The 24,909-nt window shown below is 38.0% G+C and carries 29 protein-coding genes; 19 read left to right on the top strand and 10 right to left on the bottom strand.

The genetic code is table 11. The features are described from left to right. The first annotated feature begins 46 nt into the window (after positions 1–46). Positions 47–1,558, top strand: a complete 1,512-nt coding sequence (gene atpD, locus LGQ90_RS13000) for a F0F1 ATP synthase subunit beta (RefSeq protein ID WP_229341627.1) — start codon at positions 47–49, stop codon at positions 1,556–1,558. A gap of 10 nt (positions 1,559–1,568) precedes the next feature. Further along, complete coding sequence (locus LGQ90_RS13005; RefSeq protein ID WP_229341628.1) at positions 1,569–1,865, top strand: FoF1 ATP synthase subunit delta/epsilon; 297 nt, start codon at positions 1,569–1,571, stop codon at positions 1,863–1,865. Between the two features lie 100 nt (positions 1,866–1,965). Here the strand turns inward: LGQ90_RS13005 and LGQ90_RS13010 are convergent, their stop codons facing one another. Genes LGQ90_RS13010 through LGQ90_RS13025 form a run of 4 tightly spaced genes read right to left on the bottom strand, consistent with a single transcriptional unit; the run spans position 1,966 to position 5,087 of the window. Further along, the gene (locus tag LGQ90_RS13010) at positions 1,966–3,735 is read right to left on the bottom strand and encodes a M61 family metallopeptidase (protein WP_229341629.1); all 1,770 of its coding nucleotides are present in this window, start codon (positions 3,733–3,735) and stop codon (positions 1,966–1,968) included. Positions 3,736–3,794: 59 nt separating this feature from the next. Continuing rightward, positions 3,795–4,001: a helix-turn-helix domain-containing protein gene (locus LGQ90_RS13015; protein ID WP_229341630.1), complete on the bottom strand. Its 207-nt coding sequence runs from the start codon at positions 3,999–4,001 to the stop codon at positions 3,795–3,797. 1 nt (position 4,002) lies between these two features. Beyond that, positions 4,003–4,566 (bottom strand): DUF2975 domain-containing protein, encoded by a 564-nt coding sequence (locus tag LGQ90_RS13020; protein ID WP_229341631.1) that lies wholly within the window; start codon positions 4,564–4,566, stop codon positions 4,003–4,005. Positions 4,567–4,577: 11 nt separating this feature from the next. Continuing rightward, positions 4,578–5,087, bottom strand: a complete 510-nt coding sequence (locus tag LGQ90_RS13025; RefSeq protein WP_229341632.1) for a DUF2975 domain-containing protein — start codon at positions 5,085–5,087, stop codon at positions 4,578–4,580. A gap of 254 nt (positions 5,088–5,341) precedes the next feature. Between LGQ90_RS13025 and LGQ90_RS13030 the strand changes: the two genes are divergently transcribed. Genes LGQ90_RS13030 through mnhG form a run of 7 tightly spaced genes read left to right on the top strand, consistent with a single transcriptional unit; the run spans position 5,342 to position 11,135 of the window. Further along, positions 5,342–7,696, top strand: coding sequence for a putative monovalent cation/H+ antiporter subunit A (locus tag LGQ90_RS13030; protein ID WP_229341633.1), 2,355 nt, complete (start codon positions 5,342–5,344; stop codon positions 7,694–7,696). Between the two features lie 3 nt (positions 7,697–7,699). Then, positions 7,700–8,116, top strand: a complete 417-nt coding sequence (locus LGQ90_RS13035; protein ID WP_229341634.1) for a Na+/H+ antiporter subunit B — start codon at positions 7,700–7,702, stop codon at positions 8,114–8,116. A 1-nt stretch (position 8,117) separates the two neighbouring features. Beyond that, positions 8,118–8,471: a Na+/H+ antiporter subunit C gene (locus LGQ90_RS13040; protein WP_229341635.1), complete on the top strand. Its 354-nt coding sequence runs from the start codon at positions 8,118–8,120 to the stop codon at positions 8,469–8,471. Continuing rightward, entirely contained in the window at positions 8,468–9,982 is a 1,515-nt protein-coding gene (locus LGQ90_RS13045) for a proton-conducting transporter transmembrane domain-containing protein (RefSeq protein ID WP_229341636.1), read from the top strand. The genes LGQ90_RS13040 and LGQ90_RS13045 overlap by 4 nt, the downstream gene beginning before the upstream one ends. Before the next feature lie 6 nt (positions 9,983–9,988). Further along, a complete protein-coding gene (locus LGQ90_RS13050) occupies positions 9,989–10,465 on the top strand; it encodes a Na+/H+ antiporter subunit E (protein ID WP_229341637.1) in 477 nt (158 codons plus the stop codon). Further along, complete coding sequence (locus LGQ90_RS13055; protein WP_229341639.1) at positions 10,462–10,734, top strand: cation:proton antiporter; 273 nt, start codon at positions 10,462–10,464, stop codon at positions 10,732–10,734. Before LGQ90_RS13050 ends, LGQ90_RS13055 begins: the two co-directional genes overlap by 4 nt. After that, positions 10,731–11,135: a monovalent cation/H(+) antiporter subunit G gene (gene mnhG / locus LGQ90_RS13060; RefSeq protein WP_229341640.1), complete on the top strand. Its 405-nt coding sequence runs from the start codon at positions 10,731–10,733 to the stop codon at positions 11,133–11,135. Before LGQ90_RS13055 ends, mnhG begins: the two co-directional genes overlap by 4 nt. Before the next feature lie 18 nt (positions 11,136–11,153). On the opposite strand, the gene LGQ90_RS13065 is transcribed toward mnhG, so the two are convergent. After that, positions 11,154–11,585, bottom strand: coding sequence for an MgtC/SapB family protein (locus LGQ90_RS13065; RefSeq protein WP_229341641.1), 432 nt, complete (start codon positions 11,583–11,585; stop codon positions 11,154–11,156). Positions 11,586–11,617: 32 nt separating this feature from the next. Here LGQ90_RS13065 and LGQ90_RS13070 point away from each other — a divergent pair, with 32 nt between their 5' ends. The 8 genes from LGQ90_RS13070 (at position 11,618) to LGQ90_RS13105 (ending at position 19,512) form a co-directional block, all read left to right on the top strand. Continuing rightward, entirely contained in the window at positions 11,618–12,775 is a 1,158-nt protein-coding gene (locus LGQ90_RS13070; protein WP_229341642.1) for an aminotransferase class I/II-fold pyridoxal phosphate-dependent enzyme, read from the top strand. After that, on the top strand, positions 12,775–13,398 hold the full coding sequence (gene bioD, locus LGQ90_RS13075; protein ID WP_229341643.1) for a dethiobiotin synthase: 624 nt from the start codon (positions 12,775–12,777) through the stop codon (positions 13,396–13,398). Before LGQ90_RS13070 ends, bioD begins: the two co-directional genes overlap by 1 nt. Continuing rightward, the gene (gene bioA / locus LGQ90_RS13080; protein ID WP_229341644.1) at positions 13,386–14,675 is read left to right on the top strand and encodes an adenosylmethionine--8-amino-7-oxononanoate transaminase; all 1,290 of its coding nucleotides are present in this window, start codon (positions 13,386–13,388) and stop codon (positions 14,673–14,675) included. Before bioD ends, bioA begins: the two co-directional genes overlap by 13 nt. A 76-nt stretch (positions 14,676–14,751) precedes the next feature. Continuing rightward, the gene (locus tag LGQ90_RS13085) at positions 14,752–15,351 is read left to right on the top strand and encodes an SET domain-containing protein (protein ID WP_229341646.1); all 600 of its coding nucleotides are present in this window, start codon (positions 14,752–14,754) and stop codon (positions 15,349–15,351) included. 57 nt (positions 15,352–15,408) lie between these two features. After that, positions 15,409–16,563, top strand: coding sequence for a beta-ketoacyl synthase N-terminal-like domain-containing protein (locus LGQ90_RS13090; RefSeq protein WP_229341648.1), 1,155 nt, complete (start codon positions 15,409–15,411; stop codon positions 16,561–16,563). 89 nt (positions 16,564–16,652) lie between these two features. Beyond that, on the top strand, positions 16,653–17,744 hold the full coding sequence (gene bioB / locus LGQ90_RS13095) for a biotin synthase BioB (protein WP_229341650.1): 1,092 nt from the start codon (positions 16,653–16,655) through the stop codon (positions 17,742–17,744). Between the two features lie 17 nt (positions 17,745–17,761). Next, positions 17,762–18,631, top strand: coding sequence for a cupin-like domain-containing protein (locus LGQ90_RS13100; protein ID WP_229341651.1), 870 nt, complete (start codon positions 17,762–17,764; stop codon positions 18,629–18,631). Beyond that, entirely contained in the window at positions 18,631–19,512 is an 882-nt protein-coding gene (locus tag LGQ90_RS13105) for a cupin-like domain-containing protein (RefSeq protein ID WP_229341652.1), read from the top strand. Before LGQ90_RS13100 ends, LGQ90_RS13105 begins: the two co-directional genes overlap by 1 nt. Here LGQ90_RS13105 and LGQ90_RS13110 read toward each other — a convergent pair. From LGQ90_RS13110 to LGQ90_RS13130, 5 genes are all read right to left on the bottom strand, one after another. Then, the gene (locus tag LGQ90_RS13110) at positions 19,502–19,978 is read right to left on the bottom strand and encodes a regulatory protein RecX (protein WP_229341653.1); all 477 of its coding nucleotides are present in this window, start codon (positions 19,976–19,978) and stop codon (positions 19,502–19,504) included. The genes LGQ90_RS13105 and LGQ90_RS13110 overlap by 11 nt on opposite strands. Continuing rightward, positions 19,968–20,168: a hypothetical protein gene (locus LGQ90_RS13115; protein WP_229341654.1), complete on the bottom strand. Its 201-nt coding sequence runs from the start codon at positions 20,166–20,168 to the stop codon at positions 19,968–19,970. The genes LGQ90_RS13110 and LGQ90_RS13115 overlap by 11 nt, the downstream gene beginning before the upstream one ends. A 121-nt stretch (positions 20,169–20,289) precedes the next feature. Continuing rightward, complete coding sequence (locus tag LGQ90_RS13120) at positions 20,290–20,772, bottom strand: YciE/YciF ferroxidase family protein (protein WP_229341655.1); 483 nt, start codon at positions 20,770–20,772, stop codon at positions 20,290–20,292. Positions 20,773–20,985: 213 nt separating this feature from the next. Continuing rightward, positions 20,986–22,524, bottom strand: coding sequence for an Rne/Rng family ribonuclease (locus tag LGQ90_RS13125; RefSeq protein ID WP_229342447.1), 1,539 nt, complete (start codon positions 22,522–22,524; stop codon positions 20,986–20,988). A gap of 315 nt (positions 22,525–22,839) precedes the next feature. After that, positions 22,840–23,130, bottom strand: coding sequence for an HU family DNA-binding protein (locus LGQ90_RS13130; RefSeq protein ID WP_011711414.1), 291 nt, complete (start codon positions 23,128–23,130; stop codon positions 22,840–22,842). 141 nt (positions 23,131–23,271) lie between these two features. On the opposite strand from LGQ90_RS13130, the gene mutY reads away from it, so the two are divergent. Next, on the top strand, positions 23,272–24,324 hold the full coding sequence (gene mutY / locus LGQ90_RS13135; protein WP_229341656.1) for an A/G-specific adenine glycosylase: 1,053 nt from the start codon (positions 23,272–23,274) through the stop codon (positions 24,322–24,324). 109 nt (positions 24,325–24,433) lie between these two features. Beyond that, the gene (locus LGQ90_RS13140) at positions 24,434–24,904 is read left to right on the top strand and encodes a single-stranded DNA-binding protein (protein WP_229341657.1); all 471 of its coding nucleotides are present in this window, start codon (positions 24,434–24,436) and stop codon (positions 24,902–24,904) included. The last annotated feature ends 5 nt before the right edge of the window (positions 24,905–24,909 follow it).

Raw genomic sequence — 24,909 nt, forward strand, 5'->3', positions numbered from 1 at the left:
AAATAGGTTTTTGAATTTTACTATTAAAAATTAAAGAATTAGATAAATGTCTAAAGTCACAGGTAAAGTTGCCCAGATTATTGGTCCTGTAGTTGATGTAGTATTCGACTCAGAAAACGCTGAACTACCAAAGATCTACGATTCTTTGGAAATTACCAGAAAAGATGGTTCTATTTTAGTTCTTGAGGTGCAATCGCATATTGGTGAGCAAACTGTAAGAACTGTTTCGATGGATTCAACCGACGGTCTTAGCCGTGGTGTTGAAGTACTTGCCACCGGAAACCCTATTCAAATGCCAGTTGGTAAAGATGTTTACGGGCGTCTTTTTAACGTAATTGGTGATGCTATTGACGGACTGGGGAATTTACCAAAATCAGGTAAAGATGGTCTTCCAATTCACCGTCAGGCTCCTAAATTTGAGGATTTATCTGTGTCTACTGAAGTTCTGTTTACTGGAATTAAAGTGATCGATCTTATTGAGCCTTATTCAAAAGGAGGAAAGATTGGACTTTTTGGAGGTGCGGGAGTTGGTAAAACAGTACTTATTCAGGAATTGATTAACAACATCGCCAAAGGTCACGGTGGGCTTTCTGTATTCGCAGGAGTTGGTGAGCGTACTCGTGAAGGAAATGACCTTCTTAGAGAGATGTTGGAATCTGGAATTATAAAATACGGTGATGATTTCATGCATTCTATGGAAGAAGGCGGATGGGATCTTCAAAAAGTAGATAAAGAAATAATGAAGGAGTCTAAAGCTACCTTCGTATTCGGACAAATGAACGAACCACCTGGAGCACGTGCTCGTGTGGCGCTTTCTGGTCTTACAATTGCGGAATATTTCCGTGATGGAGCTGGAGAAGGTCAGGGTAAAGACGTTCTTTTCTTCGTAGATAATATTTTCCGTTTTACACAGGCAGGTTCAGAGGTGTCCGCACTTCTTGGTCGTATGCCTTCAGCGGTAGGATACCAGCCAACGCTAGCAACCGAGATGGGTGCGATGCAGGAGCGTATTACTTCTACTAAAAATGGTTCTATTACATCTGTACAGGCGGTTTACGTACCTGCAGATGACCTTACCGATCCGGCGCCGGCGACAACCTTTGCCCACCTGGATGCAACAACGGTACTTTCACGTAAAATTGCTGAGCTTGGTATTTATCCAGCGGTAGATCCTTTGGATTCTACTTCAAGGATTCTTACTGCAGACATCCTGGGGGATGAGCATTATGATTGTGCACAAAGAGTAAAAGAGTTATTACAGAGATATAAAGAACTTCAGGATATAATCGCTATTCTAGGTATGGAAGAGCTTTCTGAAGAAGACAAACTTGCGGTTTCACGTGCAAGACGTGTTCAGCGTTTCCTTTCTCAACCTTTCCACGTTGCCGAGCAGTTTACGGGTCTAAAAGGAACATTGGTAGATATCAAGGATACTATCAAAGGTTTTAATATGATCATGGACGGAGAACTTGATAAGTATCCTGAAGCGGCCTTCAACCTTAAGGGAACTATTGAAGAAGCGATCGAGGCCGGAGAGAAAATGCTTGCAGAAAACTAAAATAAGTTAGATGTATTTAGAGATAGTAACTCCAGAAGCCGTAGTATTTAGAGCAGAAGTGGATGCGGTAAAATTACCGGGACACGATGGTGAATTTCAGATGTTGAATAATCACGCTCCTATTGTTTCTACTTTGTCTGAAGGTGAGGTTAAGATCAATCTTACTTCCGGAAGTAAAAATGAAGTGAAAAGAAAGGATCAGTCAGGATTCAGAACTGAAACTTCAGAGCCGAATGTTCTTTATTACACGATTAAAGGAGGAGTTCTTGAAATGAAAGATAATAAAGCTATCGTTTTAGCAGATTAACTTTCCGAACATATAATATTAAAAAAGGCCTTTCATTTGAAAGGCCTTTTTCTATTTAACCTCCCAGGTTTTAAAGAATTCGGAAGGTTTTTTTATTCAACTATTTAGCTTCAAGCCAGCTCTCCCTGTTTTTTAATGCTTCTTTTGAAGCATCTTCATCGAGACTTATGGTATAAGCCGGGTTTTTACCTAATTTCACTTCTGTGATCTTCTTTTCACCAAATCTCTCAAAGTTTATTTTAACTGAATTGGAATTTGAGTTTTCAATAGTACTTTCAAACTCTTCTTTTGTCTGAATTTGTTTTTCATCAATACTGATAATAATGTCTCCTGAAGCTAATCCAGCTTTATACGCCGGGCTTCCTTTGAATGTGTTATTGGAGATTACCAGCCCGTTCTCAGTTTCTTTAACCGATGCTCCAAAATAATTACTTCCTTTTCTTTCCAATTTGATGCCCACACTACGGAATAAATTTTTATAATCGGGCATTTCACTATTATAGATATGTTTTTTGAAGAATTCTGAAGCGAATTCATCTCCAGCATACTCTTTTAATGTAGATTCAATATCTGCAATTTTATAGGCCACTTCAGTTTTACCATATTTCTCCCACATCAACTTCATAAAATCGTCTAGATTCAGATCTTGTTGTCTTAAGGAAAGATCCAGGGCAAGGCCTAAAACGCTTCCGTAAGAATAATAGGAAACAAAAGTATTTTCACGGTTGGTAGGGTCAACTGAGGTAGCGGCATCTACAAACGGAGCCTGGTAGCTCATCTCGATGGGATTAAAATGTTGCAAAGCAGGAGAGTTCCAAACGTAATTAAAAGTGCCGGTAAGACCTTCTATATACTCTTTAGGCGTGTTGACCTGGGCGCGGCAAAGCATCAAACCCGTATAATAACTCGTAAATCCCTCAGCAAACCAAAGAGAACCGGTCATATTAGCTTCTGAAAAGTCAAAAGGCTCTAACTCTGCCGGTCTGATTCTCTCCACGTTCCAGGCATGGAAAAATTCATGGGCTACAGTTCCAATATTACCTTTCATACCGCCATCCGAAAGACTTTCTTTATCGGTTAAAATAGTGCTGTTTCGGTGTTCCATTCCGTCGCCGTAAACATTGGGCATATAACAGGCAAGAAAAGTATATTTTCCATAGTCGAATTCGGGGAGTTCTCCGTAAACCGCTTCTTCCTGCTTTACGATCCTTTCGACCTGGTCGAAATATTCCGCAAATTCTTCTGCAGTTCCTTTATGATGAAGGGCAAACTGTATTTCCTGTCCATCAAGCTCAAAAGATTTCATCTGAAAATCACTAATTTCTGTAGGACTGTCCATAAAATAATACAAATCTGGAGCAGAATAAGTAGTTCCGGATTCCTGTTTTAACTGGGTGGCTACTTTCCAGTTCAGGTCTTCTCTAACCTCAAAATTGACCCTTATCGGCCGGTGTTGAAATTCTTCCGCATACATAAAAGTAGCCGGGATATTTAAATGCGCATGAGTTTCATCAATTTGAGAATAGGTTCCGTCCCCGCGATTGGCAAAAAGGGTATATGCTATATTCACCGTCCCGTCATGATCGCTTACCTGCCAGGAATAAGGATCTTTTCTTTCAACCCTAAGTTCTTCACCCTTGCTATTGGTAGCCTTAAAATCGTAAACATTTTTTACAAATTCATGTAAAGCATAGCGCCCGGGAGAAGTTCGACTCATTCTGATGTTTAAAGTATTTGTCTTCACTTCCGGAAAACTGATCTTCACCTTGGCTTCGTGATGAACGGCATTTTCAAAGGAAATGTTATAAGTATTGGTTTGAGCATTTCCAATAAAACTCAGGAAAAGGAAAGCTAAAAGAATAGTACGCATAGTTGATTTATGATTTTGCTCTAAAGTAAAAATTTTATGTGAGTGTGGCAGTGAAGATTTTATGAAGCTTTATATTCCAGGATATCTCCCGGCTGGCAGTCCAGGGCTTTGCAAATAGCTTCCAGAGTGGAAAATCGAACGGCTTTCGCCTTTCCCGTCTTCAGAATAGAAAGGTTTGCGGTGGTGATACCAACAATATCAGCCAGTTCGTTGCTTTTCATACCCCTTTCGTCGAGAATTCTATCTAGATTTATTAAGATAGCCATACTAAACAGTTAATTTGTTTTCTTCCATCAATTGATTTCCTTCTTTAAAAATTTCAGCAAAAATAAATGCTAAAAGAGAAATGATCAGGAAGTCAAAATCTATATGAAATCCACTAACATGATAGTTATTAAAATCCCAATCTGTGATCCATGATATGCTGGAAATAATTAAACAATAAACTCCTATCCTTCTAAACGCTTGTACATTCGTAGTTTTGAAAGTCTCGAAATTTTTAACTGACTTCAAAACTTTTTGAAATTGATAGATCGTAAGATATAAGAGAAAAATGATCCCCACATACTTGAAGTAATTGAAATAGAGCGATCCAGTATTCCAATCTGTTATATAAATTTTGTCAGGATCTATAACCTCATCCCCATAGGTCTTTTGGAATTGGATTGAGTTACCTTTAATTGGTTTTTCTGTATGCCAACCCTTGTAGAAATTTCGATCAACCTGAAAGTGGATAAATACGACAGTTAAAATTAATAAAACGATAATGAGACAAGCATTAATAAATTTACAGAGGAAAGTTGCAATATTTAGTAGACTATTTTTATTCATAGAGCTTTATGTTAAACGGTTAATTCATTTTCTTCCCTCATTAATCGTGCTTTCTCAAAAACCTGTCCCAGTACGATAAAGAAAGCGCCTAAGGCGAGAAAAAGCCAGAAATCGGGAAAACTGGTTTCCACTTTCAGCCTGGAGGCGAAAATTAACTTCATAATAAATTCTGCAACAGCACTTAAAATGACCAGCCAGATAATTAATTGACCCACCAGATTAAAGCCAGCACATTGAAATTTGGTAAAAAGACTTCCCGAATCTAAACTTTTAACAAGTCTTCTAAGCGTATTTATAATATATATGATAGCGGCATATGCTCCTAAAACGTAAGTCACTAGAGCTAATTTCGCAGTTTTAGAGGTGAGATCCAGATCTTCGGCTACTCTTTCCAGTCCAAAGTTTCCATCGATTCCTAATAAAATACCCGCTAAAATTATAAGAAATATCAGCCATAAAACTGTTGAGAAAAATAAGGCAATGCTGAGAATAGCTTTGAGTAGTTTAAATGAAGTTGTCATAATTATTGTTTATCGATAACAAATATAATTAAATTATCGAATAACAATAATTTAATTATTTAAATTATGATTTATTAGAGCATATTATTTATGTTTTTTATACTGAATTAAGAATTTCATCAACAATATACCTGATCTTTAAAGTAAAATTTAAGAAACTTTAAATGGCAGTAAACATTGGGTATTAACTGATTGCTTAGAAGTATTTCTTCAATAAATACTATTATATTTGCCGAGAACAGATTTTACTAAGTATGCTTACCGCAATTCTTACAGGTTTTTTATTCTCTATTCTTCTCATTTTCGCGGGAAGATTTATAAAAGGTAAGCTCTCTATACTTGCATCTCTGGTTCCATTAGGACTCTTTGTTTATTTCACTCAGTTTATTTCTTCAATATCGAACGGAGAAATAATTATGAGATCTTATGAGTGGATCCCGTCTTTCGGGGTAGACCTGGGATTTAAACTGGACGGTCTTTCCCTGCTATTTTCATTGATGATCACCGGAATTGGTTTTCTGGTCTTTGCTTATACTTCGTCTTATCTGAAAGGGCATGAATATCTGGATAGATTCTATGGCTACTTAGGTTCCTTTATGGGTGCTATGCTAGGTTTAGTGCTCTCCGATAACATGATCACTTTATTCGTGTTCTGGGAATTGACCAGTATTAGTTCTTTCTTTTTGATCGGCTTTAATAATACGAATCCCGCTTCAAGGAAATCGGCTTTGACAGCTCTGGGAATAACAGGTATTGGTGGTTTATTCTTATTAGCAGGCGCATTACTTTTAAACAATATTGCGGGTACTTACAGCATTTCTGAAATGCTTACGATGAGTGAAGCTATTCGCGGAAATGAATTTTACTTTTTAGCAGTATTACTAATTTTTGGTGCTGCCTTTACCAAGTCAGCACAATTTCCTTTTCATTTCTGGTTACCGGGAGCTATGAAGGCTCCAACACCGGTTTCTACCTATCTGCATTCAGCAACGATGGTAAAAGCAGGAATTTATCTGCTGATGCGTTTTACACCGGTGCTTGGGGGAGAACAGATATGGAATACAACTTTGATAATTGTAGGTGGATTTACCATGCTTTATTCCGCCTTTCATACCATTTTTAGAACAGACCTTAAAGGAGTTCTTGCGTATTCAACAATTTCAGCATTAGGGATATTGGTATTTCTAACGGGACTTGGTACTCAGGAGGCTTTTCTTGCTGCAGCAGTATTTATTATAGTACACGCCCTTTATAAAGCAACTTTGTTCCTGGTTACAGGAATTATAGATCATCAAACACATACCCGGGATATCACAAGACTTTCCGGACTAAATAAAATTATGTTACCTGTTGGGATTGCCGGGATTTTAGCCGCGATCTCCAGTGCAGGGATTCCGCCAACCCTTGGTTTTGTTGGAAAGGAATTGACTTATGAAGCATCTTATCATTCTGAAAGCCTGGTGATATTTCTTATGATCGCCATTGTGCTTACAAAGATTTTGCTTTTGTATGCGGGCTTCGTGGCGGGAATAAAACCTTTTACAGGAAAACTTCCTGAAGAACATTCAAATGTGAAAATGCCCGGTTTTATCATGTGGGCACCCCCACTTTTACTGGCAATACTTGGCGTTATTTTTGGCGTTGCCCCGTTCATAATAGAATCCGCTTTGATCAAGCCGGTTGTAACGTCTATGGGGGGTGATGCTTCTGAAATCCATTTAGCACTATGGCATGGCTTCAATCTTGTATTTATTCTTAGTTTAATAACCATAGGAGTAGGAACTGCCCTGTACTTTATTATAAAACCATCTAAAAAACTAGAGGAAGGAATTGCGAAATTCGACTTTATTGCTCCGGAAAATATTCTGGAAAAGTTCAATAAGCTTTTTATAATGATTTCGAATTTTTGGACCAACTTCTTTCAGAATGGATACCTAAGAAATTATATTTCGATCATCATTCTATTTCTTGTGGTGCTGGTAGGATATATCATGGTAGGGAACACACGTTTTGCCATAGACTATAATTCTCTTTCAAAAATTACAGTTTACGAAATAACCACCACCCTAATTTTAATAGCCGGGATTTTCTATACGGTCTTTACACAATCCAGGCTTGCAGCTGTGGCAGCCATGGGGGTTGTAGGGCTCTCTATATGTTTGATATTCGTATTTTACAGTGCTCCGGATCTCGCAATGACACAATTTTCAATAGACACGCTTACGGTGATACTTTTTGTGCTTGTGTTATATAAACTACCGAAGTATCTAAAATTATCAGATTATAAGACCAGGCTTAGAGATGGAATTTTATCAACAATCTTTGGATTGATTATTACCACCCTTGCGCTGGAAGTACTTTCAGAACCGGTAAGTAAAGAAGTTGGAGATTTTTATGCTGCAAACTCTTATATTGAAGCTCATGGAAAGAACGTGGTAAATGTAATTCTGGTAGATTTTAGAGGTGCTGATACGCTTATAGAGATTTCAGTGCTGTCTATTGCCGCGGTGGGAGTATTCGGTTTGATGAAGTTGAGGCTTAAAATGAAGGATAGAAGAAGATATGCCGATACAAGGTTGAGTGAAGAGAACGAGAATAAGAAACAGTAAAGCATGCGTACAACTATAATTTTAAAGACAGCTTCAAATTACCTTTTACCGGTATTGTTGGTGTTTTCTATTTTTATTCTGCTTCGCGGCCATTATTTGCCAGGCGGTGGTTTTGTGGGCGGATTGATCGCTTCAATTGCCTTTATCCTGCATTCATTCGCAAACGGACTTGACAAAACGAAAGAACTTCTAATTCTACATCCTGGTTTTCTACTTCCGGTAGGCCTGGCTATTGCATTTTTAAGCGGACTTGCCCCGGTAGTATTGTACGACCTTCCATTTATGACAGGTTTATGGTCACATGACCCAATTGCAATTCTGGGTAGTGTAGGCTCAGCTTTATTTTTTGATATAGGCGTATACCTGGTAGTGAACGGAGTAACCTTAACCATAATTTTTACAATTTCAGAATCGGCCTAATATGGAGATCCTTTTAGCATTAATGGTTGGAATTTTATATGGATCGGGCATTTATATGATGCTTCGCAGAAGTATGGTTAAACTCATCATTGGTATTATTCTTTTGGGAAATGGAGCGAATCTTCTCATCTTTCTATTGGGAAGAATTACTAAAGGAGCCCCTCCAATTATTTCAGGCGACGCCAAAGTTTTTGCAGAAGCTTATGCAGATCCTGTTCCGCAGGCATTGATACTTACAGCAATCGTTATAAGTTTTGGACTTCAGTCTTTCGCAATTGTACTTGTGAAAAGAGCTCATACCGTGGTTAGGACTGATGATCTGGATGAAATGAACGCAACCGACGAAGATTCATGAATGAACAGCTAATTTTATATCCCCTTTTTCTACAGATGGCCATCAGTATCATTCTGATGTTTGGCTGGTCCAGAATAAAATTCCAGAAAATATTTAGTGTTTTTGGAAGTGTCATCAGTTTAGGGCTTTCTATATGGTTATTTATTTATATCTGGGAGAACGGGACACAAACCATACAGGCCGGAAACTGGGAAGCGCCCTTTGGGATCACCTTCGTGGCAGATATGTTGTCTTCTACCCTGGTCTTGCTAACTGCAATTTCTGGTCTTGCTGTGTCCATATTTTCAGGGGCTTCGGTGTTAAAAGATCGGTTGAGGTTTGGTTATTTCCCAATATTTCACTTCTTACTACTCGGTTTAAATGGGGCTTTCTTAACCGGGGATATTTTTAACTTATATGTCTGGTTCGAAATTATTATCATCAGCTCATTCGTTTTGATCACTATTGGTGGGGAAAAAGCGCAGCTGGAAGGTGCCGTGAAATATTTCACGCTAAATATACTTGCATCCATGATCTTTTTGACCGCTATCGCGGTTTTATACGGAATTACGGGTAGCCTTAATATGGCAGATCTTGCCGGCCAGATCGCATTGGTAGAGAACCGTGGATTGGTTCAGATAACAGCCCTGCTTTTTCTTATAGGATTTGGAATAAAAGCAGGAGTATTCCCTTTGTATTTTTGGTTACCGGCATCCTATCATACTCCGCCTTTTGCAGTTTCTGCCATTTTCGGGGGCTTGTTAACCAAGGTGGGAGTCTATGCTTTAATTAGGGTTTTCACGCTCATTTTCGTAGATGATCCATTTCTGAATAATATTATTATGATTATTGCCATTTTAACCCTCGTAAGTGGAGGGATTGGCGCACTGGTTCAGAATAATATGAGGAAGGTTTTCTCTTATCTTATTATTTGCCATATTGGTTATATGATCGCCGGTTTAGGAATGTTTACAGAAGTCGCTATAGCCGGAGCTATTTTCTATCTTATTCATGATATTATTGTTAAGACAAATCTCTTCATGCTCAGCGGCGTGGTCTATAGGATTAAAGGGACAAACTCGATGCGGGACCTTGGAGGGATCTATGCAAAATGGCCTAAAATAAGTTTACTGTTATTTATCCCGTTGTTTTCTCTGGTGGGGATACCACCACTTTCCGGATTCTGGCCTAAGATCAATCTTATTAAAGCAGGTTTTACAAATGGATCCTATATTACGGTGGGAGCGATCATTTTTGCCAGTTTTATAACCCTGGTGATTATTGCCAAATTATGGTCTGAAGTGTTCTGGAAAGAAGATAAGGAACTTCCACTAAGAAGTAATTTTGGATATTTTTCAAATATGACCAATGCTAAAAGGCTTCAGTTTATAGTTCCCGTAGCTCTGTTGAGTATTGTATCTTTGTATATAGGTTTTGGAGCTGAACATATTCAGGAACTTTCAGCAAGAATTGCCGACGAACTTGTAAATAGTCAGGGCTACGTAGATGCAGTTTTAAAATCGAAGAATTAAGGAATAATGAAGAATAAATTTCTCTCGAACATATTATTGACCTTTGTCTGGGTTGCCCTGACAGGAGATTTTTCATTCGAGAATTATCTTTTTGGATTCTTCCTGAATTTTCATATCCTTTGGTTGATTACCGTAGGACGTAAGAGAAGCAGGTATTTTCTTATTGTCCCTAAGATCATTATCTTATTGGTATTCTTTCTTTATGAACTTATCAAGGCGAATATTGAAGTTGCTTATGAAGTGATTACCCCAAAGCTTAATATGACCCCGGGGATTATCATGGTGCCCCTTGATATAAAATCTGATATTGGGATCACCATGCTGGCGAATATGATCTCGCTTACACCCGGCACCTTGAGTCTGGATGTCTCAAATGATAAAAAAGTGCTTTTTGTGCATGCGATGTATGTAAAAGATAGAGAAAAGTTCATTAGGGGGATAAAAGATGGTTTTGAACGCAGAATATTGGAGGTACTGTCATGACGTTATTTGAATATTTACATTTTATAATTTTACCAGTCCTGGTTGTTTCAGCCGTGCTTATTCTTTGGAGATTTATCAAAGGACCAAGTATTGCCGATAAAATAGTAGCATTGGATCTTTTGATCACCACTGGAATTGGAGTTATAGCCGTTTACAGTGTCATATACAATCAGTCTACTTTAATGGATACTGCTCTTATTCTCGCTCTTATTGCCTTTTTAAGTACGGTAGCTCTGTCTTATTATCTGGAAAAAAGAAAAAGAAAATGATTGAAATAATAGTAGGAGTCATAGCAACATTTGGAGCTCTATTCGTGCTTTTAGCGGCGATTGGGATCGTTAGAATGCCAGATACTTATTTGAGGATTTCGGTGACCACCAAAGCGGCTACGCTTGGAGTGGGATTGGTTTTAATGTCTACTACCGTTTATTTTAGTAGTGCCGATGTTACCTCCCAGGCTTTTGTGATCATTCTGTTTTTATTCTTAACCGCTCCGGTGAGTGCACATCTTATTGGCCGGGCTTCCTATTTTATTGGAGTAAAACTTTGGGATAAATCTGTAATGGATGAATTAAGAGGAAAATATCAAAAAAACACCCATATTTTAAAAAGTATGGTGGATGATACACCTGAAGACAACGTAGATCATACGAAAATGAATGATAAATAATAATTTCGAATTCCGACTTTAGCTTTCTTTTTTCTTTTTCTTGATCATTTTATGCTCAATATAACCGAATACCATGTTTATAATGAGGATGATCCCACTAACTATTCCCAGTTCCGTATACATTCCGAAACCTGCTAAGCATCCCACGGCGGCACTACACCAAACTGTAGCTGCAGTAGTTAAGCCTTTAACCTTATTTTTCCTTTCAAGAATTGTTCCCGCGCCTATAAAACCTATTCCAACAACAATTTGCCCCAGCACACGCGTAATATCAACATATTTTTCGCCTTGAAATTCAACTGACATTAATATAAATATTGCCGAACCCAGTGATACCAGCGCATTTGTTTTTAGTCCAGCTTCTTTTCCTTGAATTTCTCTTTCCAGGCCTATAATAAGTCCAGCAATAGTAGCCAGGCTAACTCGTATGGCAAATAATGTCCAATCCATATTTTACACTTTGAATGTTTACTTTTGTGCACATGAAAAAGCTTCCCTTAAAATTAGAGAAAAGACTTCAAAATAGGAAGGAAGAAAATTCATTTAGAAGTTTATTGCCATTTTCTACTGGGATAGATTTTTTTTCTAATGATTATCTGGGTTTTTCGAATTCTGAAACTATTGCAGAAAACACAGGGAAAATAATGCGGGAATATGGAGTTCTAAACGGCTCTACGGGTTCCAGGCTCTTATCTGGAAATCATCCTCTTTTCAAAAAAGTGGAAAATCAGCTGGCAAGTTTTCATAATTCTCAGGCGGCATTAATTTTCAATTCCGGCTATGATGCCAATATTGGTTTCTTTTCGGCCGTTCCTCAAAAGAGTGATATCATCTTTTACGATGAATATTCTCACGCCTCCATACGTGATGGATTAAAAATGAGCCTGGCCAGAAATTACAAATTTCAGCATAATGACCTTGAAGATCTTAAGCGTAAGTTGGAGCGTTTGAGTAGAAATAGTGAAGATTCTGAAATTTACATTGTGACCGAATCTGTTTTTTCCATGGACGGTGATTCTCCCCATCTGGAGGCATTGTTGGAACTCAGCGAAAAGTACCATGCATATTTGATCGTGGATGAAGCTCATGCGACAGGCGTAATTGGTGAAAAAGGACAGGGACTCGCGCAACATCTAAAGACTGAAAACAGGATTTTTGCACGCATCCACACTTTTGGAAAGGCTATTGGTTGTCACGGAGCTGTAATTCTTGGAAACAGTAGTTTAAAGGACTACCTGGTGAATTTTTCCCGTAGCCTTATATATACTACGGCTTTATCACCACATACGATTGCTACAATAAGCGCTGCTTACCGCTATTTGGAAAACGAGCAGAAGCCTTTAAAAGACTTAGAGAAGAATATTCAGCATTTTAGATCTGAAGTAATTAAAAATGAACTTCAGGATATTTTTATTGAAAGTGATTCTGCAATTCAGGCATGCCTTATTTCAGGAAATACAAAAGTGAAATCAGCAGCTTTAGAACTTCAGAATAAAGGCTTTAATGTGAAGCCCATACTTTCTTCCACTGTTCCCGTGGGCAGTGAGCGATTGAGATTTTGTATACATTCTTATAATTCTTCCGAAGAAATCTCGCAGGTCTTAAAAGTCTTGGGTAATTTTGTGGCAAATAATAAATAATGCCGAAGACATTTTTTATAACGGGAATTGGAACTGAAGTTGGGAAGACCATCGTTTCTGCAATTATTACGGAAGCTATGGAAGCCGATTACTGGAAGCCTATACAGGCTGGAGATCTTGAAAATTCTGATGCTCATAAAGTGCAGAAACTGGTGAGAAATAAAAACACCGTGTTTTTCCAAAATGCATACGCTTTGAAGACACCCATGAGCCCTCATGCTGCAGCAGAAATTGACGGAATTAAAATCGATATAAAAAAAATAAAAAGACCAGAAACTGAAAAAGATCTGGTTGTTGAAGGTGCCGGCGGATTAATGGTTCCGCTAAATAATAAGGAAATCATTGCCGATCTTATTTCAAAAGAAGACTTCGTGATTCTTGTTTCCAGGCATTATCTGGGGAGTATTAATCATACCTTATTGAGTATTGAAGCATTAAAAAGTCGCGGAATCAAGAATATTGGGATCATTTTTAGTGGAGAAGAGCATCCAACTACCGAAGATGCAATCAAAAAAATAGGAAAAGTACAGGTGATTGGCCGAATTGAAGAAGAACCCTATTTTGATGAAATGGTGATAAAAGAATATGCTGAAAAGTTTAGAGAGAGATTATGCGAAATGTAGAAGTGAAGACTGAAAGTTTAGCCGATAGAGATAAAAAACATTTATGGCATCCATTAACGCAGCACAAAACGAGTCCGGAGATGTTGCCCATCAAAAAAGCAAAAGGTTGTATTCTAACCGATGATAATGGGAAAGAATATATCGACGGAATTTCTTCCTGGTACACTGCGGTTTATGGTCATTGCAACCAATATATTACCAGTAAGGTCGCTGAGCAGATGCAAAATCTGGATCAGGTGGTCTTTAGTGGTTTCACCCATGAACCGGCAATAAAACTTTCTGAAGCGCTTATTGAAATCCTCCCAGAGGGTCAGCAGAAATTATTCTTTAATGATAATGGTTCTACTGCTACGGAGATCGGTATTAAAATGGCTTTACAATACCATCATAATCTCGGGAATGATCGTAAGGTAATGCTGGCTTTTGAGGAAGGTTTCCATGGAGACACTTTCGGGGCCATGTCGGTTTCCGGCTTATCGGTTTATAATGGTGCTTTTGAAGATCATTTTATAAAGGTTAAACGAATTCCCGTACCATCTGGTGATAATAATCAGGAAGTCATAAAGGCTTTAAAAAAGATCATTTCAGAACATAACTTAGCCGGGTTTATTTACGAACCCCTAATCCAGGGTGCGGCCGCCATGAAATTTCATGATGCCGATGGACTAAATGAAATTCTGAAAATCTGTAGAGAGAATGAAATTGTTTTGGTGGCAGATGAAGTAATGACGGGATTTGGCAAAACCGGGAAGTATTTCGCTTCAGATTATATGGAAGAGAAACCCGATGTGGTTTGTATGTCCAAAGCCCTTACTGCGGGTCTTCTGCCCATGGGTCTCACTTCCTGTTCCCAGAAAATATATGAGGCTTTTTATTCTGATGATCTGGCCAAAGGTTTATTCCATGGTCATACGTATACGGCGAATCCTTTGGCCTGTACCGCGGCACTGGCTGCTGTGGAGCTCCTGGTTTCCGAAGAAATGCAGGTAAATATTCAAAATATTACTAAGGCTAATCTTGAATTTGTAGACAAATTAAAAGATCATCCAAAGCTTAAGAATGTAAGAAGTAAGGGGGTGATCTTTGCGTTTGAACTGGATGTAAAAACCGACCGTTATGGCGGGTTGCGTAACCAACTCTTCAAATTCTGTATGGATAGGGGCGTATTTCTTCGTCCGCTGGGAAATACCATTTATATAGTTCCACCTTATGTAATTTCAGAAAAGGAACTTCAAAAGCTTTATTCGGTTATAGAAGACTTACTTAGAGAGTTCTAAAAAATTTCTAATCAGTTAAAAATTTTAAATTTTGGATGTGATTTTTATCTAATTTAGATAGATAAATCTTAAAATTATGATGCATCCTGATACGAAATTGAAATGGATTAGTGACGAAAAAGGCTTTGGCGTAGTGGCAACTAAAGTTATACGAAAAGGAACCATAACCTGGGTTCAGGATGAACTTGATGCAGTTTTTCAGCCCGATGAACCGGACAATTTTAAACCGCTAGCCAAAGAGCTTCTTGAGAAATACAGTTTCCGAAATAGTAAGGGAGAACATATTCTGTGCTGGGATTTGGCTAAATATGTTAATCATAGCTTTAAGTCTAATTGTCTTTCTACCGGATATAATTTTGAAGTTGCTATCAGGGATATTTTGGTAGATGAAGAACTTACAGACGATTATGGATATTTGAATTTATCAGAATCATTTGTTCCGGAAGATGAAGGCGTGGAGCGTAAAACGGTGAAGCCTGATGATACTCTGGATCTCTATATAGAATGGGATAAAACTCTGGAACCATTGTTCCCATTGATCCAAAATTTGGATCAGCCGTTATTTGAGCTGCTTCCTGAAAAGATCAAAACAGAGATCGATAAAGTAGCTGTCGGGGAGAAGAAAATGCTTTCTACTAAAAACCTTTATTTTGAACCTGAAAAAAGTAGAATTTAGGTTCTGAAATTTAGCTAATCGGTATTTCAGCCTTATTTTTACCCAAAAATTTAGCTTTTGAAAAATCCGGTTTCAATAACTTCTATCGGCAGCATTTCTCCACTGGGAAAAACATCTGAAGAGGTCTGGGAAAACTATATTTCTAATGATCATTTTTTTCATCTAAAAGAAGTGGGTGATGAGGCCTCCTGGGTAGGAGATCTATCGGAAGAACTTCAAAAAGAGGTAGAAGAATTAAGAGGCGAAAATTCAAAATATCGCTATCTCGATAATTCTGTACTTTACGCTATTCTGGCGGCAAGATCTGCTTTTAAAAACTTAAATATCTCAGATAAGGCTACCGGTATCAATATAGGAAGCAGCCGCGGTGCTACTGGTCTTTTTGAAAAATATCACGCTGAATATCTCCAAACCGGAAGATCATCCACCTACAGTTCGCCCTCAACCACCCTGGGAAATATTTCTTCCTGGGTAGCCCAGGATCTTCAATTGAATGGTCCTGAATTTTCACATTCTGTAACCTGCTCCACAGGGATGCATTCCATTTTAAATGCGATCGCCTGGATACAAAGCGGAATGGCAAAAAGCTTTCTGGCTGGAGGAAGTGAAGCACCGCTTACCGGTTTTACGCTGGCCCAGATGAAGGCAATGAAGATCTATGCTACAGAAAATATTGCTTATCCATGTCGCGCCCTGGATATGCAAAAATTACAGAATTCAATGATCTTAAGTGAAGGGGCGGGCATTGTCTCTTTAACTTCAGTAAAGGAAGAGAACTCTTTGGGAGTTATAAAAGGAATTGGTTACGCAAATGAAAAATTGAAACACGGTGCTTCCTTGAGTAAGAATGGAAAATGTCTTCAGAAATCAATGAAAATGGCCATGGGCCATATGGCTGAAAAGGATATAGATGCGGTAGTAATGCATGCCCCGGGCACCATTGGAGGTGATCTGGCGGAAGTAAATGCGGTGAGATCTGTATTTCAGGATAAATTACCGGCAATTACAAGTAATAAATGGAAAACAGGGCATAGCTTTGCAGCTTCGGGAATATTGAGCCTGCAAATGGCAGTTTTGATGCTTCAGCATCAGCAATTTTTACCGGTTCCATTTTCAGAATTTAAACAACAACCAGATAAACTGGAAAACATATTAGTGAACTCTGTAGGCTTTGGTGGAAATGCAGTTTCTATCCTTATCGGAAAAAAATAACAATTGTTAGTTATCCCGTTTATAAATCTTGAACTAGCTTTCCCGAATAAACCTGAGTTTTCGTTATTTTTGAATACAAATCAATTTACATGGCACTTAAACACGACTGGACTAAAGAAGAAATCCTAGAGATATATAATAAGCCTTTTATGGAGTTGCTTTATGAAGCAGCAACTATTCACCGCGAACATCACGACCCTAATACCGTACAGGTTTCTACCCTGCTTTCCATAAAAACAGGTGGTTGCCCAGAAGATTGTGGCTACTGCCCTCAGGCAGCTCGGTACCATACCGATCTTGAGGGGAATGACCTTATGAGCGTAAATCAGGTAAAAGCCCAGGCATTAAGAGCTAAGGCTTCAGGAAGCTCACGTGTTTGTATGGGTGCGGCCTGGAGAAATGTGAAAGATGGTGAGGAATTTGACAATGTTCTGGAGATGGTGAGAACTATCAATAAACTGGATATGGAAGTTTGCTGTACTTTGGGAATGCTTACCGAAAACCAGGCAGAGCGTCTGGCGGAAGCAGGCCTTTATGCTTACAATCACAACCTGGATTCATCCGAAGAATATTACAAAGAAGTAATTTCTACCCGTGGTTACCAGGATAGACTGGACACTATTGGCAATGTTAGAAAAACAAATGTTACCGTTTGCAGCGGTGGAATTATAGGAATGGGAGAAAGCGAAGCAGACCGTGCCGGGATGCTGGTGGCCCTTTCTACCTTAAATCCGCAGCCGGAATCTGTGCCTATAAATGCTTTGGTGCCGGTAGAGGGAACTCCACTAGCAGAGCAGCAGCAGGTGCCTATCTGGGACATGATAAAAATGGTGGCAACTACCAGAATAGTAATGCCTGAAACTCAGGTGAGACTTTCAGCAGGAAGAACGCAAATGAGCAGGGAAGGACAGGCAATGTGTTTCTTTGCGGGTGCGAATTCTATTTTTGCGGGAGATAAACTTTTAACCACCCCAAATCCTGATGTAAGTGAGGATATGGAAATGTTCAAAATGCTCGGATTAAATCCTCAGAAGGCATTTGAGAAAAAATCCCAGCCGGAAAGTGTAGCTGCTGAAAATTCACAATTCCAGAGTCAGGGAGAAAAACCTAAATGGTCCCGACCAGCTCATAAGATCGACAGGAATCTTGAGGCACAACAAAAGGCTAAAACCAAGGCGTAGCTCCTAAACAAACAATATTGCAATTAGATCTTCAAAATATTCCCAGGAGAAAGAATCTTTCTAAAGAAGATTTTCTCAGGGAGTATTTTAAACCGAATAAGCCGGTCATCATTGAAGATCTAACCGCAAATTGGCCTGCTTATCATAAATGGAATTTTGATTATTTCCGGGAAAAGGCGGGCGAAGTTGTGGTGCCCTTATATGATGGAAAACCGGCAAAGGGAAGGCAGAATTCTCATGGAATTGCCATGAAGGTTCCCTTTAAAGAGTACATTGATATTCTTAAAAAAGGTCCCACAGATCTTAGAATGTTCTTTTTTAATCTGCTTCAGAATTGTCCAGAATTAATTAATGATTTTCAATATCCCGATCTGGGAGTTAAGTTCTTTAAGAAGCTTCCGGTACTTTTTGTCGGGGGTGAAGGTTCAAAAGTGGTGATGCATTATGACATGGACCTAGCTAACAATTTCCACTTTAATTTTGTGGGTAAAAAGAAAGTGATTCTTTATCCTCCCGATCAAACGGGTTTGCTTTATAAAGTTCCTTATTCTATAGTTAGTATGGAGATTATTGATATGGATGATCCCGATTTTGATAAATATCCAGCCCTGGCGAAGGCCAAAGGTTTTGAAGCCACTTTGCAACATGGCGATACTTTATATATTCCCAGCCACTGGTGGCATTTTATAAAATATGAATCTCCAAGTTTATCCTTAACTTTAAGATCACTGCCAAAATCACCCAAAAAGATCGCAGAAGTGCTTAATAATCTATTATTTGTCCGGAATTATGATAATTTGATGCGAAAGTTACGAGGACAAAAGTGGATCGATTATAAGAATCGTTTAGCTGTAAAAAGAACTAATAGAAATGCCGGAATAGAATAATGGAGCAAGGAAAAATGGATCTTGAGCAAATACCCAGGGTAAAAAGAATTTCTAAAGCAGATTTTCTTAGGGAATATGTACAGCCCCAAAAACCGGTGGTTATTGAGAAACTAATTGAGGACTGGCCGGCATATAAAAAATGGGATCTGGACTATATCAATGAAGTAGCTGGAGAAAAGGAGGTTCCGTTGTATGACGATCGCCCAATTTCTTCTGAATATAAATTCAACGAAGCTCATGCAAAGATGAAAATGAGCGAATACATTGATCTTTTAAAGACCAGACCAACAAATTATCGCATTTTTCTCTATCATTTGATGAAGGAGGTTCCCAGTCTTCAGAAAGACTTCAAATTTCCCGACGTAGGTCTTAGGTTTCTGAAGCAACTGCCCATGCTATTTTTCGGAGGTGAAAATTCGAAGGTATTTATGCATTATGATATAGATTACGCAAATATTCTCCATTTTCATTTCCACGGAAAAAAGCAATGTATTTTATTTCCACCATCAGAAAGCAAGCATCTTTATAAGGTGCCGCATGCTTTAATAGCAAGAGAAGATATCAATTTTAATAACCCCGACTTTGATAAATTCCCTGTATTGAAGAAAGCAAAAGGTTTTATTACAGAATTAAATCATGGTGAAACCCTATATATGCCTGAAGGATACTGGCATCACATGACTTATCTTACGGCAGGTTTTTCCATGAGTTTAAGGGCAACTCCACGTACCTTGACCAACTTTTCAAAGGCCGTCTATAATCTCATTTTTATGAGACATTTTGATAATTATATGCGTAAACTGAGAGGGCAAAAATGGATAGACTATAAAAATGAGCAGGCCGTAAAACGTACTCATAAAAAGAATGATATTATTCTATGATCTCATTCACGCAGTCAAAAACCAGCGAACTTTCATAGCCTTTACGTAATAAATGATCTGCCAGTTTTTTTTTCTTTTTAAAGGAATTGGGTTCGGTTGTTTTTTCTTCTTTTTTTTCTGCCAGCTCATACAGCGTTTTTATATAATCTGACTCCTTTATTTCTGAAAGCCCCAGTTTTATAATGGGCGATGATATTTCTTTCTTTTTAAGTTCCTGAGTGATCTTTACGCGTCCCCATTTTTTAATTCTGAATTTCCCCCGAACAAAACTTCTGGCAAATCGCTCTTCATTTAGAAAATTTTCCTGCATAAGCGAAATAATGATCTTCTCTTTTGCTTCCGGGATCATTCTCATCTCATCAAGCTTGTTTTCAACTTCTTTCTGAGACCTGTCACGATAGGCGCAATAATGCATCAGTTTTTGAAGCGCTTCATCAACCGTATAAGATTTTTGATCATGCTTCATTCTTGGACAGGAATTTTTTCAGATTAATAAGTTGAAAAATCAGCATACAGATTAACCAGATGCCGAAAAATATGACTTCTGCAGCGATGACATACTGGGTGTCAAAGACATTAATTGTAATATGTTCTCCGTAAAAGGTAAACCCGAAGATAAGTGTGATAATACTTATCAACGTAGAATATTTTTTCATGTTCCAAAGATAGAATTTTGAAGATCATTTACGTTGAGGTTAGCATCGCCAATTTCGATATTGGAAAAAAAGCCTCCCGATTAGGAAGGCTTTGATAGTTAGTTTTCTACTAAAAGGGCTGTTATTTCGCTTTCTTATTTAATCTACTCTCCGCTAATTTGTCAAGTTTATTGTCTGCATTATATTCTTCATCAAGCGTTTTCTGTAGTTTTTTAGCGATATCCTTATGACCCAATTCCTTGGCATATCTCACCACGGTTCCGTAACCAGAAATTTCATAGTGCTCTACTCTTTGGGCATCTGCGATAAGACCTGCATCCCTTACTTCTTCACTGGCATCTTCTTTTAAAAAGTCTTCAGCCTCTTCAATAAGACCTTTCATCGCCTTGCAGGTTTCCCCGGTTGGTTTGATCCCAAGTTCTTTACAGATCTCTGCCAGACGTTCTTTATGTTCTTTGGTCTCTTCAAGGTGACCCTCAAATGCTTCTTTCAGTTTCTTATCGTGGGCATTTTTCACCATTTTTGGTAATGCTTTAATTAACTGGCTTTCGGCACTGTAAAGATCTTTTAGCTGATGTTCAAATAATTCCTTTAAATCCTTCATGATTTTATATTTATTGGTTAATAAGTATAAATCTAATCCTGAAATAGATTCTATCAAGTTAAAGCAGTACTAAAGCTTTGTTGCTTATTTATTAAATTCAAATAAGAGGATTCATTTGAATTAAATAATATGTGAATCGAGTTAATTAAGCAGCTTTTTGTTGAGATTTAGAAATAAAAAAACGCCTTCCAATTGCTTGAAAGGCGTTTTCTTTTATTTGATCACTTTCCCGTCTTTATCGTGAAAGTGGTACTCTAAATACGTGTAAGCATCGCGAGGTAAAATTTTCACCCAACGTTTGTGGTCTACAAACCACTTAGATCGGGGAGATGGAAAGCCTTTAGTTAAAAAGGCGGCAATAAATGGATGTGCGCTAAGCGTGATCTTTTTATGTTCTTTTTTGATCAGTTTTTCAAGGTCCACTTTTATTTTGTTCACCAAACTTATTGGTGCTTCAACTTCACCATCACCGTTTGGATTTTCCTCCCGGGTTTTGATGTTCATTTCTGGCCTTACGCGCTGTCTCGTAATTTGAATTAATCCAAACTTACTCGGCGGCAAAATTTTATGTTTTGCCCTGTCGTCACTCATTTCATTTCGAAGGTGATCATAAAGCGTTTTTCTGTTTTCAGCTTTATTCATGTCTATGAAGTCTACCACGATAATTCCTCCCATATCACGAAGTCGTAATTGGCGGGCAATTTCGGTAGCACTAATCATATTCACCTCCAGAGCGGTATCTTCCTGGTTCTTGGATTTGTTGGAACGGTTTCCACTATTCACGTCGATGACGTGCATGGCTTCGGTGTGTTCTATTACCAGGTAGGCGCCTTTACTCATAGAAACGGTGCGCCCAAAGGAAGTTTTAATTTGTCTTTCGATACCATTCTTCTCGAAAATAGGTTGATTGGATTGATGCAATTTTACGATTGATTCTTTTTCTGGAGCAATTTCGCTCACATAATCTTTAATTTGAGTATAAAGCGTTTCATCATCTACGCAAATAGAAGTAAAGGAGTCATTAAAAATGTCTCTTAACAGGGAAGAAGCCCTGTTCAATTCTCCCAGTACCTTAGAGGGATGATGCGGTTTATACAATTTTTTACACATGGCTGTCCAGCGACCTACTAAATTTTGAAGATCTCTGTCCAGTTCTGCTACTTTTTTGCCTTCGGCTACGGTTCTTACAATAACCCCAAAACCTTTGGGTTTAATGCTTTTTACCAATCTCTTGAGGCGTTCCTTTTCGTCTTTACTTTCAATTTTCTGAGAAACTGAAATTCGATTTGAAAAAGGAACTAATACAATATAACGGCCGGGTAAGGATAGCTCTGAGCTAATTCTTGGGCCTTTTGTAGAGATAGGTTCTTTTACTATTTGAACCAGTAACGACTGATTGGATTTTAAGACATCGGCAATAGAGCCGTTTTTGTCTATATCCTTTTCAAAAGAAAAATTCTTTAAAGAATAATCTTTTAGTTTACCTGTGCTTACACGTTTTATGAACTTCAATAAAGAAGATACCTGGGGTCCCAGATCATGATAGTGTAAAAAACCATCTTTCTCATAGCCAACATTTACAAATGCGGCATTTAGCCCGGGAACAGCTTTTCTAATTTTCGCGATATAAATATCACCAACATTAAATTTGTTGCTGTCTTCTTCCTTGTTGAGTTCAACAAGTTTTCCATCTTTTAATAAGGCAAAATCTACAGCAGAAGGTTCGGACCGGATAATTAATTCTTTGTCCACACTTCCAGATTTTTTATCCATATCTGTCATAAAACAAACATAGATGGATTAAACATTATTTTTTCACAGGTTTTGAATCCTGAAGAAACCTTCTCGACATTAATATTTTGTCGGGGGTTTCGATTTCAAAGAACGATTAAATAAAAAAAGTAGTTGAAAACTACTTTTTCTTGTGGCGATTAGCTCTTCTTCTTTTCTTACGCTTGTGCGTAGCCACCTTATGTCTTTTTCTTTTTTTACCACTAGGCATAGTGCAATATCATTTAAATTAGTAATTATTTCCTTTGAGCCTCCTGCAAAAGCAGAAGCGATCAATTATTTTACCTCAACATTAGATTTTACTCCTTCTACAAAAATCTTAGCAGGCTTGAAAGCCGGAATATTGTGTGCTGGGATTTTGATTGTTGTGTTCTTAGAGATGTTTCTCCCGGTTTTTTCAGCTCTTGTTTTTACAACAAAGCTTCCAAAGCCACGAAGGTAAACATTATCTCCACTTTCAAGAGAAGTTTTTACTTCATCCATAAAAGATTCAATAGTAGCTTGAACGTCTCCTTTTTCCATTCCTAACTTTTCTGAAATGTTTGCTACGATATCTGCTTTCGTCATTTTCGTGCTATTTAAATTTATAAATTGGGGTTTCAATTTTTCAAGGGGGCAAATATAAGAATTAAATCTGCAATATTTCAAACCTAATTCACTAATAATAACGGAATAAACTCCTATTATTGCGGAGATTCCTTATTAATTATGGTGTTATCCAATAGACTGACCCATTGGTACTTGCAAAACAAACGTGACCTGCCATGGAGAAAGACTCACGAACCGTACCAGATTTGGCTTAGTGAAATTATGCTTCAACAAACGCGAATAGAGCAGGGTTTGCCCTACTATTACAAATTTATTGAAGCCTATCCTAGTGTTTTTGATCTAGCAAATGCCCCTGCAGATGAGGTGCTAAAACTCTGGCAGGGATTAGGCTATTATTCCCGGGCTAGAAATCTTCATGAAACTGCGAAATACGTCGCTTCTGAACTAAACGGAAAGTTTCCTGATTCTTATAAAGGCCTTTTAAAGTTAAAAGGAGTTGGAGATTATACCGCAAGTGCTATTGCTTCTATTTGTTATAATGAACCTGTGGCCGTGGTTGATGGAAATGTGTATAGAGTATTGTCAAGGATTTTTGGAATAGACACTCCTATAAATAGTACTGCTGGGATCAAAGAATTTAAAAAACTTGCCCAGGAATTATTAGATAAGAAGGATCCGTCAACTTTCAACCAGGCGATCATGGAATTTGGAGCTTTACATTGCAAACCTCAGAATCCGAAATGTGACAGTTGTCCTTTTAATGATAAATGTCTGGCACTGAAAAATAACAGAATTAAGGAACTTCCTGTAAAGCTTAAAAAGACAAAGATTAAAAAAAGATATTTCAACTACCTCGTATTTAACCTGGATGATGATAAAACGATCCTGGAGCAGCGTACTGGTAAGGGGATATGGAATGGTTTATACCAATTTCCTTTAGTTGAAACCGAAAAACTGGTTCAGGAAGAAGAATTAGTGGTTCTGGATGATTTTATAGAATCAGTTTCGAATGCTAACATTGAACTTGAGCTTTTTAATGAAGTCCCCGTAGTGCATAAACTTTCCCATCAGCATTTATTTACCAGGTTCTGGTTGGTGAATTCTAAGGATTTGCAGGAAAATTCGGTAAGCCTGGAGAAGATTCTGGATTATCCCGTTCCGGTACTGATCGAAAATTTTCTGAATGAATACCTTCCGGATGCTTATAAATAGATCCTTGTTTATATCTTTGGATGTTTTTGCATTTTCAGGCAGAAATTTTTAGTATTTTAGAATAAATTTATTTCAAATAACCGATTATCGGTCTCTAAATAGTTAAGTAATGACAGGTACATTGAACAAAGTAATGCTGATTGGACATACCGGAGATGACGTTAAAATGCATTATTTTGAAGGTGGAGGCTCCATAGGTAGATTTCCGCTGGCCACTAATGAAAGTTATACTAACCGTACAACCGGTGAACGTGTAACCAATACTGAATGGCATAATGTGGTGGTTCGAAATAAAGCTGCCGAGGTTTGTGAGAAATACTTAAAAAAAGGAGATAAGGTATATATTGAAGGGCGTATTAAAACTCGTAAATGGCAGGATGATACCGGGAATGAGAAGTATTCTACAGAAATTCATTGTACTGAATTTACCTTCTTAACTCCTAAAAATGAGTCGGGAGCAGAACCTTCAGGAAATTCTCAAACTTCTGGAAATGTAGCTGCTAAGCCTAAAAGTGATAACTTTGCCAATAAGAATGAATCTTACTCTCAGGAAGAAGAGGAAGATGATTTACCATTCTAAGTTTA

Source organism: Christiangramia sediminis (genome assembly GCF_020552705.1).
GTDB lineage: Bacteria > Bacteroidota > Bacteroidia > Flavobacteriales > Flavobacteriaceae > Christiangramia > Christiangramia sediminis.

Bases quoted from the DNA above. Each gene is read 5' to 3' on its own strand.
- LGQ90_RS13130 (WP_011711414.1), bottom strand. From the start codon at position 23,130: ATGACGAAAGCAGATATCGTAGCAAACATTTCAGAAAAGTTAGGAATG.
- LGQ90_RS13035 (WP_229341634.1), top strand. From the start codon at position 7,700: ATGCGTACAACTATAATTTTAAAGACAGCTTCAAATTACCTTTTACCG.
- LGQ90_RS13050 (WP_229341637.1), top strand. From the start codon at position 9,989: ATGAAGAATAAATTTCTCTCGAACATATTATTGACCTTTGTCTGGGTT.
- LGQ90_RS13025 (WP_229341632.1), bottom strand. From the start codon at position 5,087: ATGACAACTTCATTTAAACTACTCAAAGCTATTCTCAGCATTGCCTTA.
- atpD (WP_229341627.1), top strand. From the start codon at position 47: ATGTCTAAAGTCACAGGTAAAGTTGCCCAGATTATTGGTCCTGTAGTT.
- LGQ90_RS13045 (WP_229341636.1), top strand. From the start codon at position 8,468: ATGAATGAACAGCTAATTTTATATCCCCTTTTTCTACAGATGGCCATC.
- LGQ90_RS13120 (WP_229341655.1), bottom strand. From the start codon at position 20,772: ATGAAGGATTTAAAGGAATTATTTGAACATCAGCTAAAAGATCTTTAC.
- mnhG (WP_229341640.1), top strand. From the start codon at position 10,731: ATGATTGAAATAATAGTAGGAGTCATAGCAACATTTGGAGCTCTATTC.
- LGQ90_RS13065 (WP_229341641.1), bottom strand. From the start codon at position 11,585: ATGGATTGGACATTATTTGCCATACGAGTTAGCCTGGCTACTATTGCT.
- bioB (WP_229341650.1), top strand. From the start codon at position 16,653: ATGGCACTTAAACACGACTGGACTAAAGAAGAAATCCTAGAGATATAT.
- LGQ90_RS13020 (WP_229341631.1), bottom strand. From the start codon at position 4,566: ATGAATAAAAATAGTCTACTAAATATTGCAACTTTCCTCTGTAAATTT.
- LGQ90_RS13085 (WP_229341646.1), top strand. From the start codon at position 14,752: ATGATGCATCCTGATACGAAATTGAAATGGATTAGTGACGAAAAAGGC.
- mutY (WP_229341656.1), top strand. From the start codon at position 23,272: ATGGTGTTATCCAATAGACTGACCCATTGGTACTTGCAAAACAAACGT.
- LGQ90_RS13005 (WP_229341628.1), top strand. From the start codon at position 1,569: ATGTATTTAGAGATAGTAACTCCAGAAGCCGTAGTATTTAGAGCAGAA.
- bioA (WP_229341644.1), top strand. From the start codon at position 13,386: ATGCGAAATGTAGAAGTGAAGACTGAAAGTTTAGCCGATAGAGATAAA.
- LGQ90_RS13115 (WP_229341654.1), bottom strand. From the start codon at position 20,168: ATGAAAAAATATTCTACGTTGATAAGTATTATCACACTTATCTTCGGG.
- LGQ90_RS13010 (WP_229341629.1), bottom strand. From the start codon at position 3,735: ATGCGTACTATTCTTTTAGCTTTCCTTTTCCTGAGTTTTATTGGAAAT.
- LGQ90_RS13015 (WP_229341630.1), bottom strand. From the start codon at position 4,001: ATGGCTATCTTAATAAATCTAGATAGAATTCTCGACGAAAGGGGTATG.
- LGQ90_RS13055 (WP_229341639.1), top strand. From the start codon at position 10,462: ATGACGTTATTTGAATATTTACATTTTATAATTTTACCAGTCCTGGTT.
- LGQ90_RS13030 (WP_229341633.1), top strand. From the start codon at position 5,342: ATGCTTACCGCAATTCTTACAGGTTTTTTATTCTCTATTCTTCTCATT.
- bioD (WP_229341643.1), top strand. From the start codon at position 12,775: ATGCCGAAGACATTTTTTATAACGGGAATTGGAACTGAAGTTGGGAAG.
- LGQ90_RS13070 (WP_229341642.1), top strand. From the start codon at position 11,618: ATGAAAAAGCTTCCCTTAAAATTAGAGAAAAGACTTCAAAATAGGAAG.
- LGQ90_RS13140 (WP_229341657.1), top strand. From the start codon at position 24,434: ATGACAGGTACATTGAACAAAGTAATGCTGATTGGACATACCGGAGAT.
- LGQ90_RS13040 (WP_229341635.1), top strand. From the start codon at position 8,118: ATGGAGATCCTTTTAGCATTAATGGTTGGAATTTTATATGGATCGGGC.
- LGQ90_RS13110 (WP_229341653.1), bottom strand. From the start codon at position 19,978: ATGAAGCATGATCAAAAATCTTATACGGTTGATGAAGCGCTTCAAAAA.
- LGQ90_RS13105 (WP_229341652.1), top strand. From the start codon at position 18,631: ATGGAGCAAGGAAAAATGGATCTTGAGCAAATACCCAGGGTAAAAAGA.